Source organism: Dyella ginsengisoli LA-4, from assembly GCF_000334915.1.
Lineage (GTDB): Bacteria > Pseudomonadota > Gammaproteobacteria > Xanthomonadales > Rhodanobacteraceae > Dyella_A > Dyella_A ginsengisoli_A.
Genome location: NZ_AMSF01000025.1, coordinates 196,817 through 214,301 on the forward strand (window position 1 = coordinate 196,817; position 17,485 = coordinate 214,301).

General features: G+C 67.5%; 13 protein-coding genes. 9 read left to right on the top strand and 4 right to left on the bottom strand.

The features are described from left to right. Nucleotides 1-59 precede the first annotated feature (59 nt). From C693_RS0107955 to C693_RS21365, 5 genes are all read left to right on the top strand, one after another. Nucleotides 60-1,586 carry a DHA2 family efflux MFS transporter permease subunit gene (locus C693_RS0107955; protein ID WP_017461735.1) on the top strand — a complete coding sequence of 509 codons (1,527 nt, stop codon included), beginning with the start codon at nt 60-62 and terminating at the stop codon, nt 1,584-1,586. Nucleotides 1,587-1,677: 91 nt separating this feature from the next. Continuing rightward, nucleotides 1,678-2,001: a hypothetical protein gene (locus tag C693_RS0107960; RefSeq protein ID WP_017461736.1), complete on the top strand. Its 324-nt coding sequence runs from the start codon at nt 1,678-1,680 to the stop codon at nt 1,999-2,001. 60 nt (nt 2,002-2,061) lie between these two features. Further along, nucleotides 2,062-2,445, top strand: coding sequence for a hypothetical protein (locus C693_RS21360; protein ID WP_017461737.1), 384 nt, complete (start codon nt 2,062-2,064; stop codon nt 2,443-2,445). Nucleotides 2,446-2,533: 88 nt separating this feature from the next. Next, a complete protein-coding gene (locus tag C693_RS0107970) occupies nt 2,534-4,300 on the top strand; it encodes a copper resistance system multicopper oxidase (RefSeq protein ID WP_017461738.1) in 1,767 nt (588 codons plus the stop codon). Further along, entirely contained in the window at nt 4,297-5,415 is a 1,119-nt protein-coding gene (locus C693_RS21365; RefSeq protein WP_017461739.1) for a copper resistance protein B, read from the top strand. The genes C693_RS0107970 and C693_RS21365 overlap by 4 nt, the downstream gene beginning before the upstream one ends. 3 nt (nt 5,416-5,418) lie before the next feature. On the opposite strand, the gene C693_RS0107980 is transcribed toward C693_RS21365, so the two are convergent. Beyond that, nucleotides 5,419-6,429 (bottom strand): cation diffusion facilitator family transporter, encoded by a 1,011-nt coding sequence (locus tag C693_RS0107980; RefSeq protein WP_017461740.1) that lies wholly within the window; start codon nt 6,427-6,429, stop codon nt 5,419-5,421. A 91-nt stretch (nt 6,430-6,520) separates the two neighbouring features. Between C693_RS0107980 and C693_RS0107985 the strand changes: the two genes are divergently transcribed. Further along, on the top strand, nt 6,521-6,871 hold the full coding sequence (locus C693_RS0107985) for a DUF3147 family protein (RefSeq protein ID WP_017461741.1): 351 nt from the start codon (nt 6,521-6,523) through the stop codon (nt 6,869-6,871). 42 nt (nt 6,872-6,913) lie between these two features. Here C693_RS0107985 and C693_RS0107990 read toward each other — a convergent pair whose 3' ends face one another. The 3 genes from C693_RS0107990 to C693_RS0108000 form a co-directional block, all read right to left on the bottom strand. Then, nucleotides 6,914-7,444 (bottom strand): acyloxyacyl hydrolase, encoded by a 531-nt coding sequence (locus C693_RS0107990; protein WP_043598539.1) that lies wholly within the window; start codon nt 7,442-7,444, stop codon nt 6,914-6,916. A 183-nt stretch (nt 7,445-7,627) separates the two neighbouring features. Further along, entirely contained in the window at nt 7,628-9,103 is a 1,476-nt protein-coding gene (locus C693_RS0107995; protein ID WP_026107266.1) for a M16 family metallopeptidase, read from the bottom strand. After that, nucleotides 9,100-10,485, bottom strand: coding sequence for a M16 family metallopeptidase (locus tag C693_RS0108000; protein WP_026107267.1), 1,386 nt, complete (start codon nt 10,483-10,485; stop codon nt 9,100-9,102). Before C693_RS0108000 ends, C693_RS0107995 begins: the two co-directional genes overlap by 4 nt. Before the next feature lie 424 nt (nt 10,486-10,909). On the opposite strand from C693_RS0108000, the gene C693_RS0108005 reads away from it, so the two are divergent. From C693_RS0108005 to C693_RS0108015, 3 genes are all read left to right on the top strand, one after another. Next, complete coding sequence (locus C693_RS0108005; RefSeq protein WP_017461743.1) at nt 10,910-13,990, top strand: TonB-dependent receptor; 3,081 nt, start codon at nt 10,910-10,912, stop codon at nt 13,988-13,990. A 153-nt stretch (nt 13,991-14,143) separates the two neighbouring features. After that, nucleotides 14,144-15,769: a tetratricopeptide repeat-containing sulfotransferase family protein gene (locus tag C693_RS0108010; protein ID WP_017461744.1), complete on the top strand. Its 1,626-nt coding sequence runs from the start codon at nt 14,144-14,146 to the stop codon at nt 15,767-15,769. Nucleotides 15,770-15,823: 54 nt separating this feature from the next. Further along, on the top strand, nt 15,824-17,428 hold the full coding sequence (locus C693_RS0108015) for a tetratricopeptide repeat-containing sulfotransferase family protein (protein WP_017461745.1): 1,605 nt from the start codon (nt 15,824-15,826) through the stop codon (nt 17,426-17,428). Nucleotides 17,429-17,485: the final 57 nt, after the last annotated feature.

Sequence of the window (17,485 nt, forward strand, 5' to 3'; positions counted from 1 at the left end):
CCGGTGCCGCCGTTCCCCGGCGGCGGCACCGGTCCCTCCCCCGCCCACTCCGAGCCGTCATGAGCACTGCCTTCCGTCCACCCAACCTGGCGCTGACCACGATCGGCCTGTCGCTGGCGACCTTCATGCAGGTGCTGGACACGACCATCGCCAACGTGTCGCTGCCGACCATCGCCGGCAACCTCGGCGTGAGCTCGAACCAGAGCACCTGGGTGATCACCTCGTTCGCGGTGAGCATGGCGATCTCGCTGCCGCTCACCGGCTTCCTCACCCGCCGCTTCGGCGAGGTGAAGCTTTTCGTGTGGTCGACCCTGCTGTTCGCGCTGACCTCGTTCCTGTGCGGCGTCTCGCAGAGCATGGGCATGCTGATCCTGTTCCGCGCGATCCAGGGCGCGGTGGCCGGCCCGATGTACCCGATCACCCAGAGCCTGCTGATCTCGATCTATCCACCGGCCAAACGCGGCATGGCGCTGGCGCTGCTGGCGATGGTCACCGTGGTGGCGCCGATCGCCGGCCCGATCCTCGGCGGCGTGATCACCGACAATTACTCTTGGCCGTGGATCTTCTTCATCAACGTGCCGATCGGCATCTTCGCCAGTTCGGTGGTCGCCGCGCAGATGCGCGAGCGGGTGGAGAAGACCGAGCGGCCGAAGATCGACTACGTCGGCCTGATCACCCTGATCATCGGCGTCGGCGCGCTGCAGGTGGTGCTGGACAAGGGCAATGACGAGGACTGGTTCAACTCCACCTTCATCGTCGTCACCAGCATCATTTCGGCTATCGCGCTGGCGGTGTTCCTGATCTGGGAGCTGACCGACAAGGACCCGATCGTCGACCTCAAGCTGTTCCGTCACCGCAACTTCAGCGCCGGCACGCTGGCGCTGGTGCTGGCCTACGCCGCGTTCTTTTCGATCGGCCTGCTGGTGCCGCTGTGGCTGCAGCGCAACCTCGGCTACACCTCCACCTGGGCCGGCTTCGCCACCGCCCCGCTGGGCGTGATCCCGGTGCTGCTGACCTTCATCGTCGGCAAGTACGCGCATCGCATGGACCTGCGCCTGCTGGCCTCGGCCGCATTCGTGGTGATGGGCGTGACCTGCTTCATGCGTTCGGATTTCTACCTCGGCATCGACTTCACCCACGTGGCCCTTGTGCAGCTGATCCAGGGCCTGGGCGTGGCGCTGTTCTTCATGCCGGTACTGTCGATCCTGCTGTCGGACCTGCAGCAGAACGAGATCGCCGCGGGTTCCGGCCTCGCGACCTTCCTGCGCACGCTGGGCGGCAGCTTCGCCGCCTCGATCACCACCTTCCTGTGGGAGCACCGTGCCGTGGTGCACCACGCGCAGCTGGCCGAGCGGATCAACCCGTACAACCCGGTGGCCACCGGAGCGATCGAGCAGCTCGGCGGCGGCAACGACCAGCTGGCCGCCGGCATGATCAACGGCATGATCACCCAGCAGGGCTACCAGATCGCCTTCAACGAGGTATTCCACATGCTGGGGTGGATCTTCATCGCGCTGGTGGCGGTGATCTGGCTGGCCAAACCGCCGTTCGCTGCCAAGGCCGGCCCCTCGTCGGGCGGGCACTGAGCGCTGCGCGCGCCGTCTTCAGCTGAACTGAACACGGCGCGCGCTATCGTGGCGCGGTTTCGTCCCGATCCCCAAGCTCGAGGAGAACGCCATGATCCGCACCGTCACGATCGCCGCTTCCATGGTTGCCCTGGCCCTGGCCGCGGGAACCGCCTGCGCGCAGACCACGCCCATGCCCGCCGCTGCCGGCTCCGCCCCGATGGGCTCGATGCGCATGCAGCGCATGCACGGCACGCAGTACGTGAAAGGCATGCACCGCATGCCGGCCACCGTCACTTCGGCCGACCCGGCCACCGGCCTGGTCAAGGTCGACTCCCTCGGCATGGCGCTGGTGGTGCATTTTCCGCCGTCGTCGATGAAGGACCTGAAGCCGGGCGACAAGATCACCCTGCACCTGGGGTACACCCAGCCCTGAGCCGGCATGGAGCCAGCTCCAGCGTTGAGCGGACGGGCGGCTCCCCGTAGTCTTTCCCGCATGTTGCTGGCACCGCACCTGCTCCGTCGATCGTCTCGCCTGTGGGTGCTGGGCCTGCTGGGCTGGCTCGCCCTGGCGTTGCAGGGGGCGGTTGCGCTTCCTGCCGTCCACCCCGCCATCCATGGCGGGATGGATGCGATGGCGGCGGCGGTCGTGCCGCATTCGGCGGAGATGGGCGTCCTTCCCGACACGTCCGACTGCTGCGCCGCCGCCGGGGCAGCCGCGCATTGCGCCTGCCCGGCCACCTGCACCGCCGTCATGCCGATCCTGCCGGAGGGTTGGATCCTGGCAGCCCTGCCGCCGCCGGTCGGCCCGGCCGGTAGTCCGGCGGGCGCGGCGCCACACCGCTTCGGCAGCCCGCCGTTGCGACCCCCCATGGTCTGAGTCCTCCCCACGAACCGCTCCCGTCCGGCCAGGTGCCCGGCGGGCTACCTGGTTTGCGCGTCGCTTGGCGTCGCGCGAGGAGTGACCGATGAACCGCTTTTCCATCTTCCCGCCGGCCGTGCAACGGCCGGATCCCTCCCGTCGCCTTTTCGTGCAGGGGTGCGCCCTGGGCGCTGCCGCAGTGGCGCTTGGCTGCGTGCCGAAGGCTTCGGGCCGGAGCCGCCCCTCGGGAACGGCCGCCGGCACGCCACCGGAGCTGTCCGGTGCCGACTTCGCGCTGACCATCGGCGAGCAGCCGGTCGACTTCACCGGCCGCCGCCGGCTGGCCACCGCGATCAACGGCAGCGTACCGGGACCGGTACTGCGCTGGCGCCAGGGCACCGAGGTCACCCTGCGCGTGACCAACCGGCTGGCCGTACCGACTTCCATCCACTGGCACGGCATCCTGGTGCCGGCCGCGATGGATGGCGTGCCGGGGCTGAGCTTTCCCGGCATCGCCCCGGGCGAGACCTTCACCTACCGCTTCCCGGTCAGGCAGTCCGGCACCTACTGGTATCACTCGCACAGCCGCTTCCAGGAACAGACCGGGCTGTACGGGCCGCTGGTGATCGAGCCCGCCGATGGCGAGCGCTATCCGGCGGACCGCGAGCACGTGGTGCTGCTGTCGGACTGGACCGACGTCGACCCCGAGCACATCTACGCCACGCTCAAGCGCCACAGCGATTACTTCAACTACGCCGAGCCGACCGCGCCGGAGTTTTTCCGCGACGTGCGCGCGCACGGCCTGCAGCAGGCACTCGCCAGCCGCCGGATGTGGAACGCGATGCGGATGAGCCCGGCCGACCTCAGCGATGTCACCGGCGCCACCTATACCTATCTGGTCAACGGCTCCGCGCCGGCGGGCAACTGGACCGGGCTGTTCCGTCCCGGCGAGCGGGTGCGGCTGCGCTTCATCAACGGCTCGTCGATGACCTTCTTCGACGTGCGCATTCCCGGCCTGCGGATGACGGTGGTCGCCGCCGACGGCCAGGACGTCGAGCCGGTGGACGTGGACGAGTTCCGCATCGGCGTGGCCGAGACCTACGACGTGATCGTGGAGCCGGTCGACGACCGCGCCTACACCGTGTTCGCCCAGGCCATCGACCGCAGCGGCTATGCCCGCGGCACGCTGGCGCCGCGGCCCGGCATGGTCGCCGCCGTGCCCCCGCTGGATCCGCGCCCGCGGCTGGCGATGGTCGACATGATGGGCGCGATGGCGATGGGCCACGTCGGGCATGCCGGCCATGCGATGCCCGGCATGGCGATGCCCGACCGGCCATCGGACGCGCGCCCGGCGATGGCCCGCCATGCGCGCACCGAATACGGTCCTGGCGTGGACATGCGCGTGGACATGCCGCGCGACAACCTCGACGACCCCGGCATCGGCCTGCGCGACAACGGCCGCCGCGTGCTGACCTACGCCGACCTGCACACGGTCGGCGGTCCGCTCGATCCGCGACCGCCCGGTCGCGAGATCGAGCTGCACCTCACCGGCAACATGGAGCGCTACACCTGGTCGTTCGACGGCGTGCCGTACGGCGAGGCGACGCCGGTGCACTTCCGCGCGGGCGAACGCCTGCGCATCGTGCTGGTGAACGACACCATGATGAACCACCCGATCCACCTGCACGGCATGTGGAGCGAGCTGGAGAATCCGCACGGCACGTTCCAGGTGCGCAAGCACACCATCAACGTGCAGCCGGCGCAGCGCGTGAGCTACGCGGTGACTGCCGATGCCCCGGGGCACTGGGCGTACCACTGCCACATGCTCTACCACATGGAGGCGGGCATGTTCCGCGAGGTGGTGGTGTCGTGAGCGACCGTCCGAAGTTGCCGATGATCCGTGCCGCCGCCCTGGCGCTCGTCCTCGCCATGCTGGCCTTTCGGGCGACCGCCCAGCACCAGCATGTCGGGATGGAGGGCATGCCTGGCATGGACCTGCCCGCGCCGGCCGCCAGCGTGCCCGCACCGACCGCGTCCACGATGGGCGGCATGGCGATGCCCGCCCGTGCGACCAGCAGTGCGCCGCCGCCGAAGCCCATGCCGATGCACGGCGGCGCAGCGCCGGCCACCCACCTGATGCCTCAGGAGATGCAGCACGGCATGCACCATGACGTGCCGCAGGGCATGCACCCGACCAGCATGACGGGGATGTCTGCCCAGGGCGACGCGACCCGGCCGTCGGGACGCCCCATGGCCATGGGCCGCATGCAGGGCGGTCCGCCGCCGGCCGATGCCCGCAGTCCGGACTACTCCGACGGTGTCGCCCCCAGCCACCTGCCGGGCATGGACATGGGCCAGGGCGCCCGCTTCGCGCTGCTGCAGTTCGACCAGCTCGAGGCGTTCGCCGGGCGCGACGAGCACGGCCAGCGCTGGGAACTGCACGGCTGGGTCGGCAACGACGACGACAAGCTGCTGCTGCGCAGCGAGGGCGAACGCCTCCGCTCCCGCGTGTCGGAAGGCGACGTCGAGGCCCTGTGGAGCCATGCCGTCGCGGCCTACTGGGACACCACGCTCGGTGCGCGCCACGACCTCGGCGACGGTCCGCGGCGCGACTGGCTCGCGGTCGGTGTCCGTGGCCTGGCGCCGTACTGGTTCGAGGTGGAGGCCACCGCCTACGTCGGTCCTTCCGGCCGCACCGCGGCGCGACTGCGGGCGGAGTACGAGGTGCTGTTCACCCAGCGGCTGATCCTGCAGCCGGAGCTGGAGGCCAACCTGTACGGTCGCGACGACCCGCGGCGCGGCATCGGTCGCGGCTTGTCCGACCTGCAGTTCGGGCTGCGCCTGCGCTACGAGATCCGGCGGGAGTTCGCGCCGTATGTCGGCGTGCAGTTCGTGCATCGCATGGGGCGCACGGCCGACCTCGTTCGTGCCGGCGGCAGCCCGGTGACCGATCGCCAGCTCGTTGCCGGCGTACGCCTCTGGTTCTGACGTTCAGTGCGTGTGGGAGAACGCGCAGGGCGAGTCCGACCGGTCGCTGGACTCGCCCTCGTTGGCGTGGTCGGTCTGCAGCGTCGCATGCCGGATCGCGAAGCGCTCGACCAGCATTGCCTGCACCTGGCGGCGGGTGGCGTGGCAGTCCAGCGTGCGGCTGACGAACAGGTGGGCGGAGAGTGCCGGAAAACCCGAGGTGACTTCCCACACGTGCAGATCCTCCACCGCCGTCACGCCCTCGACCGCGCGCATCGCGTCGGCGATCGTTGCCGGCTCCATCCCGCGTGGCGCGGCCTCCAGGAATACCCGACCCGAATCGCGCACCAGCGCGTAGCCGGCCTTGAACATCAGTCCAGCCACGACCAGGGCGGCGACGGAGTCGATCCGGTTCCAGCCGGTCCACCAGACCAGCGCGCCGGCCACGGCCGTCGCGATGAAGGCGTACAGGTCGGTGAGGATGTGCTGGAAGCTGCCCTCGACGTTGAGGCTCTGCCGGTTGGCCTTGCTCATCACCCACACCGCGGCGAGGTTGACGAAGATGCCGGCGGTCGCGACCACGGTGACCAGTTCGCCATCGACCCGGGGTGGCGTGACCAGCCGGATCACCGCCTCGACGATGAACCACACCGAGAGCAGCAGCAGGCTCAGCCCGTTGACCTGGGCGCTGAGGATTTCCGCGCGCTTGAGGCCGAAGGTGTAGCTGCCGGTGGCGGGCCGATCGGCCAGGTGCATCGCCCACAACGCCAGCGCGATGGCGGCGGCGTCGGTGAGCAGGTGACCGGCATCGGAGATCAGCGCGAGCGATCCGGCGACCAGGCCGACCACCACCTCCACGGCAGTGAAACCCAGCAGCAGCGCCAGTGCCGCGGCGAGATAGCGGCGGTCGGCGTCCTTGGCCAGTGCGTGGCTGTGGCCGTGGTCATGTCCCTGGTCGCGATGATCGTGATCGTGATCGTGATCGTGATCGTCAGCGTGGGCGTGATCGTGCGGGTGGTGCGGGGAGTGGGCCACGGAGGATCGCAGTTGCGGCGGGAACGGAGCGAGACGATACGATGCCGGTCCGTCGTTATGCCATCACACGTCACCAATCGCGAGCCGCGCCATGCCCTGGATCATCACCAAGTACCTGATCACCGCCGCCGTGGTGGTGATCGTTTCCGAAGCGGCCAAACGCAGCGACCGCGCCGGTGCGTTGATCGCCTCGCTGCCGCTGGTCACGCTGCTGGCGCTGATCTGGCTGCACGTCGAGAAGCAACCGGTGGAGAAGGTCGCCAACCATGCCTGGTACACGTTCTGGTACGTGGTGCCGACCCTGCCGATGTTCCTCGCTTTCCCGCGCCTGCTGTCGCGCTTCGGCTTCTGGCCCGCACTGGGCATCAGCGCGGTGATCACCGTGGTGTGCTTCGCGCTGTTCGCCTGGGCGGTGAAGCCGTTCGGCATCCGCCTGCTTTGACGTGGCATCCGGCGCCGGGGCGCCGGATACGCGGCGCCCGGCTCAGATGTCGAAGCCGAGGCCAACCACGGCCATCGTCTCGCCGCGGTTCGGCTTGTGCGTGCTGCCATTGGAGATGTGGCGGATGCCGACGGTGACGTGGTCGAACTGCAGGCCCAGCGTGCTGACGAACTGGTAGTGCGTAGAGAGCGCCTGCGTGGTGTGGTTGGTGCCAGCGACCTGGAAGCTGAAGAACACCGGGTGGTACCACGCGCTCTCGTCGGTGGTGCGCAGGCGCGCGCCGGCGGCGATCAGCGCAACCGACGGGCTCGTGTCGTAGCGCATGCCGCGGAACTGCGACAGGTTGCGGCCGTCGATCCAGCCGGCCGAGACATCCGGTGACCAGGTGAAGCGCGTGGTGCCGATCGCGTGGGGAGCGAAAACCGCCTCGACGAAGCCGGTATTGGCGCCATGGGAGTCCATGTAACTGCGGCCGGCCTGCACTTCGATCCGGGTCGCGGCCTGCGAGAGCACGGGGAGTGCGAGCAGGGCGGCGGCGAGGGCAAGGCGGCGGAGGGGAGATGTCGCGCGCACGGTGGGGAGTCCTTGCGTTTGGAGGGTTGGGAGGGTTACTGCACTGTCTAGTTTAATAAAAGATGTGTCGAAATGCAGTGCATTTCCACGGGGCGAACCGGTGGACAGAGCGTTCACGCGCGGCAACGAAAAGGCCCGGGCGATCGCTCGCCCGGGCCCGGGAGGCTGCTGCTGGGGCGGGATCTAGTGCGAACCGTGCCCCGATGCTTCCAGATTCGCGCTGTCCAGATCGAGCATTTTCTTGCTGATCTGCCGGCTTTGCGGATAGGCCCGGTGCATCGCCGCGGCGAACACCGAAGCATCTCCGACCACCACGACATGGCGTCCGGCTGGACCCAGGTACGCGCGGGCATAGCCTTCGATCTGCGCGGGCGTGACCGCCTCCACCGCATCGACGTACCGCCCGACCTCGTCGAGATCCACCCCGTACACCGCCAGTTCGCCGACGCGGCGGGCCAGTCCGGCGGTGGTCTCCAGGCTGCGACCGTAGGCTCCCACCAGGGTGGCCTTGCGCGCGGCCAGCTCGGCAGCCGCCACCGGGGTCTTGCCGAGCCGGTCGAACTCACCCTGCATCAGCTGCACGACCTGCACCGCGGAGGGATTCTTGGTCTGTGCCGAGGCCAGCCACAGGCCCCCATCGCGCCGCGGATCGAAGCTGCTGTTGGCGCCATACGAGAGGCCGCGTTTGATGCGGATCTCTTCGTTGAGTCGGGCCGAGTAGGAGCCTCCGAGTACCGCGTTGGCTACCGTGCCCACGTAGAACCGCGCATCGTCGCGGCGCGGTGCGGCGTGAGCGGCCACCACGCCGGCCTGGCCACCGCCTGGCTGGTCGATCACCAGCAGTGCCGGCAGCGTCGGGTGGCCGTTGGCCGCCGCTGGGGATGGCAGCGCGGTGGCGGGCTTCGCCCAGTCGCCGAAGCGTCGCTGCGCAAGCGACAAGGCCTGTCCGGGCGTGATGTCGCCGGTCATCACCAGGATCGCGTTGTCCGGCCGATATAGCTCATCGTGCAGCTTGAGCACGTCGGCGCGGGTGACCCGCTTGAGCGACGCGGGCGTGCCGCCACGTGGATGCCCGTAGGCGCCCTCGCCGAATACCGCGCGGGACGAGGCCAGCGAGGCCAACGCGGTGGGCTGGCTGAGCAGCAGTTCCAGATCGTCGGCGGCCTGCTTGCGCGCGCGCGCGAGTTCGTCCGGCGCGAAGGTCGGCTGGCGCACCACATCCGCCAGCAGGGCCAGCGCGGCGTCCAGCTTGGGGGTGGTGACGGTGATGCCCACGCTGCTCTGGTCCCAGCCGGCATAGGCGTCGAGCGAACCGCCGAGTGCCTCGGCATCGGCGGCGATCTGCGGCGCGGTCCGGCCCGCCGCGCCCTTGGTCAGCAGATTCGCGGTCAGACTGGCCAGGCCGGCGAGTTTCGGGGGATCCATCTCCCCGCCGCGGCGGATCAGCAGGCGCGCGGTGACCAGCGGCAGGTCGGCGCGGCGCACGCTGATGACCTCGAGGCCGTTCGGCAGGACCTGACGTACCGGCGAGGGAATGTTCAGTGCTGGCGCGGGCCCTGGCGCCGGTGGCGTGGTGGGAAAGTCGGCTGCCGCGGCGCTGCAGGCAAAACTGCCGGTGATCAGCGCGGCGAGGGCAAGGCAGTGGATGACTCGGCTCATTTCGTCGCTCCCTGGCGGTTGGCCGGCGCAGTTTTCGGCTGCGGCAGATAATCGATGGTCACGCTGTGCGCGCCGGTCACGTACTGGTGCAGCACCCGCTGCACGTCGGCGGCCGACACCTTCTGCAGAGCAGCCAGATCCGTGTTGACCCGCGCCGGGTCGCCTTCGGTCAGGGTCGCCTGGCCCAGCGCGAAGGCCAGACCCATTGGCGTCTGGCGCCGCTCCAGCTCTTCGGTGAGCAACTGGGTCTTCACCTTGGCCAGCTCGGCCTCCGGGATCGGCTGGTCGGCGAGCCGGGCGATCTCGTCGCGCAGCACTTTTTCCGCCTCGGCTGGCTGATGTCCGCTGGCAAGGATGGCGTAGGCGGTGAACAGGCCGGGACCGACCCGGCCGTCGACGTCTGCGCCAGCCTGCTGGGCGATCTGAGTGCGGTACACCAAGGCCTGGTACAGCCGCGAGGAATCGCCCTGCGACAGCAGCGCCGCGGCGACCTGCAACGGGATGGTGTCGGGCGAGCGCGCCGGCGGGATCAGCCAGGTCATCGCGATCGCCGGCAGCGGCGCGGTGGGGCTGGTCTCGGTGTAGCGCCTGTCGGCAGTGCGTTGCGGTTCCTGCGTGGTGACCTGCGGTACCGGCGTGGCGGGTTTCGGGATCCGGCCGAAGTACTCGTCGACCCAGGCATCGAGCTGCTTCGGGTCGAAGTCGCCGGCGACGATAAGGGTGGCGTTGTCGGGCCGGTAGAAGGTCTTGTGGAAGGCGATCACGTCGGCCAGCGAGGCCGATTCGAGGTCTTCGATGCTGCCGATGGTCGGCCGCCGATAGGGGTGCACCGTGTACGAGTGCGGATCGATCGAGTTGAACAGCTTGCCGTAGGGGTTGGCCAGCACGCTCTGCCGGTACTCCTCTTCCACCACCGCGCGCTCGGAGGTGAAGTTCTTCTCGTCCACGTTGAGGTTGGAAAGCCGCTCGGCTTCCGCCCAGAGCAGCGTGCGCAGGTAGTTCGCCGGGATCACCTCGTAGTAATTGGTGATGTCGTCGCCGGTGGAGGCGTTGTTGGCGCCGCCGACGTCCTCGGTGAGCCGGTCCATCTGCTCGGCGTGCATGTGCGCCGTGCTCTTGAACATCAGGTGTTCGAACAGGTGGGCGAAGCCGGACCGGCCGGCCGGATCGTCCTTCGAGCCGACGTGATACCAGACCTGCACGGTGACGGTGGGGCTGGCGTGGTCCTCCACGCTGATCACCTGCAGGCCGTTGGCCAGGGTGTGCTCGCGGTACTGGATCGGTGGCACGGCGAGCTCTGCCGCGTTCAGGGGCGGCGCGATGCCGGCGGTCAGCAGCATGAGGGGCACGAGCCGGACGACGGCCCGCAGACGATGGCGCATGGGCGGATCTCCTTTCCTGGATGGTCCATCCACGTTAGCAAGCCCGGGCCGCGGGCAGGCACGTGACCTTTGGGAGGCGGCTTCCATCCATCTCGTGTCGCATGCCTGCTGAGACGCCACCGCCCATCACCGCGACACGCGGGCGAGTGTGACTGCGTTGGCTCGGAAATTGCCGAAACCCGCACCTTTTGGGAGTTGCTAAGAAATTGTTGACACTGCTAGGAGGCCGTCGTAGGTTCGAGCAGTGGTCGGGCTCGGGGGGTCCCAGGGGAACATCTCAAGAACGGATGTCCGCGCGGTTCCACGCGAGCGCCCGGTACGCATCGGATGCCTAATACCGCAAGGGGTTCAAAGCCGGTCGCCAATGACGCGCGTCCGAATTTTTCTCAGCCCGTTTGGGCAGATCTGGGGAGATCAGCAAAACATGGCACTTCACAAGCGTAATTCCCTGCAGGGGCTCACCCCGCGGCACAACGCGCTGGCGCTCGCGCTCGCGTTGGGTATGGGCCTCACCTCGACGGGCGCGATCGCGCAGTCGACCACCGGCACCATCTTCGGCACTGCCCCGGTCGCTTCCGGCGAATCGGTCAAGGTGGTCAATGTCTCCAATGGCTCCACCCGCACGGTGCCGGTTGACTCCTCGGGCCGTTACTCGGCGAGCAACCTGCCCGTGGGCAAGTACACCGTCTCGCTGCTCAAGGACGGCCAGGTCATCTCGACCAGCGACAACGTCAACGTGACGGTAGGCGGGGGTACCGAAGTACCGTTCGCCAGCAGCCAGGATGCGCAGAACCTGAGCGCGGTGCAGGTGGTGGCCAGTGCGCTGCCGACCATCGACGTGTCGAGCGTGACCTCGAGCACCATCATCACCTCGAAGGACCTGCAGCAGCTGCCGGTCGGCCGCAGTGCCGAGTCGATCGCACTGCTCGCCCCGGGCACCGTCCAGGGCAGTGGTTACTTCGGTAACGCCGTGTCGTTCGGCGGCTCGAGCGTGTCCGAGAACGCTTACTACATCAACGGTTACAACACCGGCGAGCCGTACCGCAACATCGGCGGCTTCTCGCTGCCTTACGGCTCGATCGACCAGCAGCAGACCCTGACCGGTGGCTACAGCGCCAAGTACGGCCGTTCCGACGGTGGCGTGATCAACCAGATCGGCAAGCGCGGCACCAACGAGTGGCACTTCGGCGGCCAGATCGCCTGGGCGCCGAAGTATCTTTCGTCCGGCGGCAAGGATGTCTATTACGGCCACCCGACCATTCCGGGGCCGACCCCGGACGGCGTGCCGTTCACGCTGGCCGATCCGACTCTGCCGGGCACCATGTACTGGGATCGCAGCAAGAACAAGAGCTGGCAGACGATCTATTCCGGCTACGTGGGCGGTCCGCTGATCAAGGACAAGCTGTACATGTTCCTGTCGGCCGAGCAGACCAAGGAGAAGGGCACCAGCGTCGGCAACATCGACAACGGCCGCGAGTCCTTCTACACGAACAAGGAAAACAAGATCTACGGCAAGCTGGACTGGAACATCAACGAGAACAACGTTCTCGAACTGACCACCTTGCAGGATCGCCAGGACAACGGCGGCGGCTCGCTTTACAACTACGACTACACCACGTTGTCTACGGGTAGCTTCGTCCAGCCGAGCAACCGCAACAAAGACACCGCCACGTTCTACATCGGCAAGTACACCAGCTACATCGGCGACAACGGCACTCTGAGTATCGAGTACGGCAAGGGCAAGTTCACCAACCCGACCATCTACGGTGCGCTGAGCGACCTGCCGTTCATTTCCCGCGCCTTCGCGCAGAATCCGGCCTACACCGGCGGCCAGCAGATCATCAACAACCAGACCGTCACCCAGCTGAGCGCGGTCGACGCCACGTCGAAGACCCGCGGCCTCCGTGTCGACTTCGACTACCGCCTCGGTGATCACGATCTGAGCGTCGGTATCGACAACCAGTATTACCGCGCCCACGACCAGGGCACCTACGCAAGCGGCCCGAACGCCAGCATCAGCGACCCGTTCAACGCGGCCAACGGCTACTACTGGCGTTACCTGTCCAAGACCAACACCGACGGCAGCAAGACCTACACCGTCGTGCAGCGCCATTTCGCGAAGCTCGCCAGCATGTCGCTGTCGCAGAAGGCGTACTACTTCCAGGACGTCTGGCAGGTCGCGCAGAACGTGCAGTTGAACCTCGGCCTGCGCAACGACCGGTTCACCAACTACAACGACCTGGGCAAGGCGTTCGTGGATGAGAAGAACCAGTGGGAGCCGCGCCTGGGCGTGAGCTGGGACGTGAACGGAGATTCCTCGTTCAAGATCTACGGCAATGCCGGTCGTTACTACCTGGCCCTGCCGAACAACGCGGCCGAGCGTGCGGCTACGCGTTCGACCTTCCTGGACACGCCCTACAGCTACACGGGCATCGATGCCAACGGCATTCCGACGGGTCTGGTACAGATCGGACCGACGGCTTCGCCTGACGGTGAAACCGGTGGTGCCAAGGATCCGAAGCAGGTCACCGCGCGCAACCTGAAGGCACAGTACCTCGATGAGTACATCGTCGGCTTCGACAAGCAGCTCAACGACAAGTGGACCTACGGTGCCAAGCTCACCTACCGCGACCTGAAGACGGCCATCGACGACGAGTGCTCGCCGGGCCAGATCGCGGCCAAGATGACCACGATGGGCCTGGATCCGAACCAGTACTACGACTCGCTGTACGGTGCCGCTTACTGCCGCCTGATCAACCCGGGTGAAACCAACAACATGCTGGTGGTGCGCGACGACGGCACCGGTTCGGTCATCGTGCCGATGTCCCAGAAGGACTGGGGCTTCCTCAAGGGCGTGAAGCGCACGATCACCTCGCTGGACCTCTACCTGGAGCATCCGTTCGACGGCAAGTGGATGGGCCGCGTCGACTACACCTACTCCCACGGCGTCGGCAACACCGAGGGCCAGGTGCGCTCGGACTTCGGCCAGGCCGACGTGTCGAAGACGGAAGACTGGGACTCCTGGCAGCTGATGCAGGGCCAGGACGGTGAGCTGATCAACAACCGCAAGCACTCGCTGCGTTTCCGCGGTGCTTACATGTTCACCCCCGAGTGGCTGGTGTCGGCGACGGCTCTGGTCCAGTCCGGTACGCCCAAGGAGTGCCTGGGCTATTTCGGCCCCAACGCCGACGGCGATCCGACCGGCTACAACGGCGGCGGCAGCGGTAACTATCACTGGTGCTACGGCAAGATCGTCCATCCGGGCGACCCGGGCCACACCCCGTGGACCAAGACCATCAACCTGGGTGTCCGCTACGCTCCGGACTTCGCTGGCCAGAAGCTCGCCTTCAAGTTCGACATCTACAACGTGTTGAACGAGCAGAAGGCGGTCCAGACCGATCCGGTCGGTGCGTCCGGCCCGCACGTGGTCAACAACACCTACGGCATGGGTATCTACTTCCAGCAGCCGCGCTACATGCGTCTGTCGGTGTCCTACGACTACTGATAGCGCAAGGCTGTTCAGCCCAAGCGAGCCACCGACCTTCGGGTCGGCGGCTTTTTTTTGCCGATGATTCTCCGGGCACTTGCCGGTGCGCGGGCGCCGTCGATCCGCAGCGGTGCGCTATGCTCGGGATCCTGTCGGTCCGTCTTTGAATTCATGTCGATCTCGCCGTCATCGCGCTCGCTGGCAGAGCTGCAGCGGACCATCCAGACCCTGCAGGACCATCAGCGCTTCAACGATGCCGCGGACCTGCAACGCCAGATCGTGCAGACCCATCCGCAGCTGATCACTCCCCGATTGCAGCAAGCGCACCTGCGGTTGCAGGCCGGCGATTTCGATGCCTCGGCGCGGGTTCTGGTCGAGGCCGCCGGAGTGCCGGACGATGATCCTTCGGCGCTGATTGCGTTGGCTCGTCGATTGAACTTCCACGGGGAGATCGAGCCTGCCCGCCGATGCATCGGACGCCTGGAGCGTCTGCGGGGGACCGCGCATCTGCACATGGCCATAGCCCAACTGCGCTGGATGACCGGGGAGGTCGATCTCGCGTTCGAATGGGTCGACCGCGCCTACCGGGCGGGATTGCGCGGACCCGATGAGTTGCATCTCCATGCCATGCTCTGTCACTTCCGCGGAGACACGGCGACTGCCGGACGGCTACTGGACGAATGCCTCGGACTCGCACCGGAGCACGGGATGGCTGCACAGGCCCGGGCAAACCTGTATCGCCAGCGCATGGACAGCGCCCATGTGACCGCGCTGCAGCTGCGCCTGAAAGGGTTGCGCGCACGGGCGGAGAAATCCCCGGCCCATGCGCTGAACATCGCCCAGTTCGAGGCCGCGCTGGCCAAGGAACTTGATGATCTGGGCAACATTCCCGACGCATGGGAGGCTCTTTCGCGCAGCAAGAGCATTCTGCGCAACCTGAACCCCTACGATGCGGAGGCCGAGTCGGCCATCACCGCACACATCATCGCCTCGCTGGGGCAGCACGTGCGACCCACCGCGTTCCGGCCCGGCCACGAGCCCGGTCAGCCCACGCCGATCTTCATCGTGGGTATGCCGCGATCCGGAAGCACCCTGCTGGACCGGATGATCTCCGCGCATCCGGAGGTGGCGCCGGCTGGCGAGATCAACGATTTCCTGCGCCAGCTGCATCGACTGGCCAATGTGCCTCCGTCCGGTCATGCCGGCATGCATCGGGTGCTCGAGCGACTCGATCGCGTCGATCCGGCGGAACTCGGGCAGCGCTATCTGGAGCAGACCGCGTGGCGTGCGCGCGGGCGGAAATACTTCGTCGACAAACTACCCATCAACGTGCAGCTGGTGCCACTGATCCGCCGGGCACTGCCCCACGCGCCCATCCTTCACCTGGTTCGCGACCCGATGGACGTGTGCTTCTCGAACTATCGTGCGATGTTCGGCGACGTCTCGCCCTGGTGCAACGACCTGACCTGGGTCGCCCATTTTCATGCCTGCTACGAACGCATCGTCGAGGCATGGCGCAGGGACTATCCCGCCGCCATGATCGAGGTTTCCTACGCGGACCTGGTGGCCGATCCCGAGTCGGTGCTGCGCAGACTGATGCACGACTGCGGCCTTTCGTTCGACGACGCCTGCCTGCGCCCGGAGCGGAACCCGTTTCCGGTGACGACCCCGAGCACCGCCCAGGTGCGTGAACCGCTCAATCGCCGCGGTGTTGCCGGATGGAGACGCTACGCCGATTATCTCGAGCCGCTCCGACGGGCGCTCGAAACCACCCCGAACCGTGATGCGGCCTCGTAAGCGGATGATCGAGACACGGCCGGACCGCGGTTCACCTTTGCCCGGGACACATTGATGGAATCTGACTCCATCCAGCCGGAAATATCGCTGCTGCGGCATCGTCGCCGCGCGGCCCAGCACGTCGAGCTGGGGCAGTGGGACGCGGCGCAGTCCAGCCTCGAGGCGGTGCTTCGCGAGGGTGGGGAGGATGCCGCCGTGCGGGCGGACCTGGCCGCCGTGCTGATGGCGGGAGGACGGCTGCGGGGTGCGATTGGTCAGTGGCTGCGTGCGGCGGAGCTCGCCTCTGCCGAGCCGGGTGTGCTGCTCGCACTGGCGCGGCATCTCTACTTCGCTGGCGAGCTGCAGGCTGCCCGCGGATGTCTCGCGCGCGTCTCGTGGGAGGAGGTCGGCGCTCCGGCACCCCTTGCCGAAGCGGGCCGCATGCGCTGGCTGCTGGGCGAGTTCGGTGAGGCGCTGGCGCTGATCGAACGATCGGTCCAGCGGGGCATCGAGACGCCGGATGCGCATTACCTCTACGCCATGCTGCTGCAGTTCCACGGGCGCGTCGGTCAGGCGGAGGAGGTGCTGCTGCGATGTCTGCGTACATGGCCGCGCTTCGGAGATGCCGCGGTGGCGCTGGTGCATCTGCGCCCCCAGACCGCCGCGGACCACGCCGGTCCGATCAGCAACCTGATCAGGCGTCTGCCGACGGAGCCGGCGCAGCCGGTCGACCGTTTGGCGCTGGCAAACCTCGAATCGGCGCTGTTCAAGATCCACGACGACCTGGGTGAATACGCCGAGGCCTGGCGTCATCTGGAGCGGAGCAACGCGCTGATGCGCCGGCATGCACCCTATGACCGTGCCGGCGAGGGTGCGATCGTCGACGCGCTGATCGGCACGGCGTCCAGGATCGTCGCGTCGGCAGGAGTGTCCGACCCGCCCGCCGACGACGGTCCGAGGCCGGTCTTCATCGTCGGCTTGCCGCGCTCCGGTACGACGCTGCTCGACCGCATGCTGTCCCGTCACCCGCAGATCGCCTCGGCCGGGGAGATCAACGATTTCCGTCGCCAGATGCGCTGGGCCACCGATGTGCCCGCCGACGGTGTCACCGGCATGCTCGCCGTGCTGGAGCGGCTGCCGGGCGCCGACTTCCGGCTACTCGGCGAACGTTACCGCCAGCAGACTCGATGGCGCGCGCCGGACGCGCGCTGCCTGATCGACAAAATGCCGATCAACTTCCGCATGGTTCCCTTCATCCGCCGCGCCCTGCCCGAGGCGGTCATCGTGCATATCCACCGTGAACCGATGGATGTCTGCTACTCGAACCTGAAGGCGATGCTTGGACCTGCCTCAGCCTACAGTTACGACATTCACGCGCTGGCGCACTACCACGGCCTGTATCGCCGCTGCGTCGAGCAGTGGTCCGGGAGCGATCCCGAGGCCATCGTCGATGTCCGCTACGAGGATCTCGTGCGCGATCCGGAGCCGCTGCTGCGTCACATCGTCTCCCGCTGCGGCCTGGGTTTCGTGCCGGAATGCCTGCAGCCCGAGCGCAACGAGACGCCGGTCGCCACGCCCAGCAGCAGCCAGGTGCGCGAGCCCGTGCATGCGCGGAGCATTGGCGAGTGGCAGCGCTACGCAACGCAGCTCGAACCGTTGCAGCGGGCACTCGTCCCGTGATCGACGGATTTCCACCGCCGCGCGGTCCGCGCCTGTCGTGCCGCCAGGAGGCTTGAC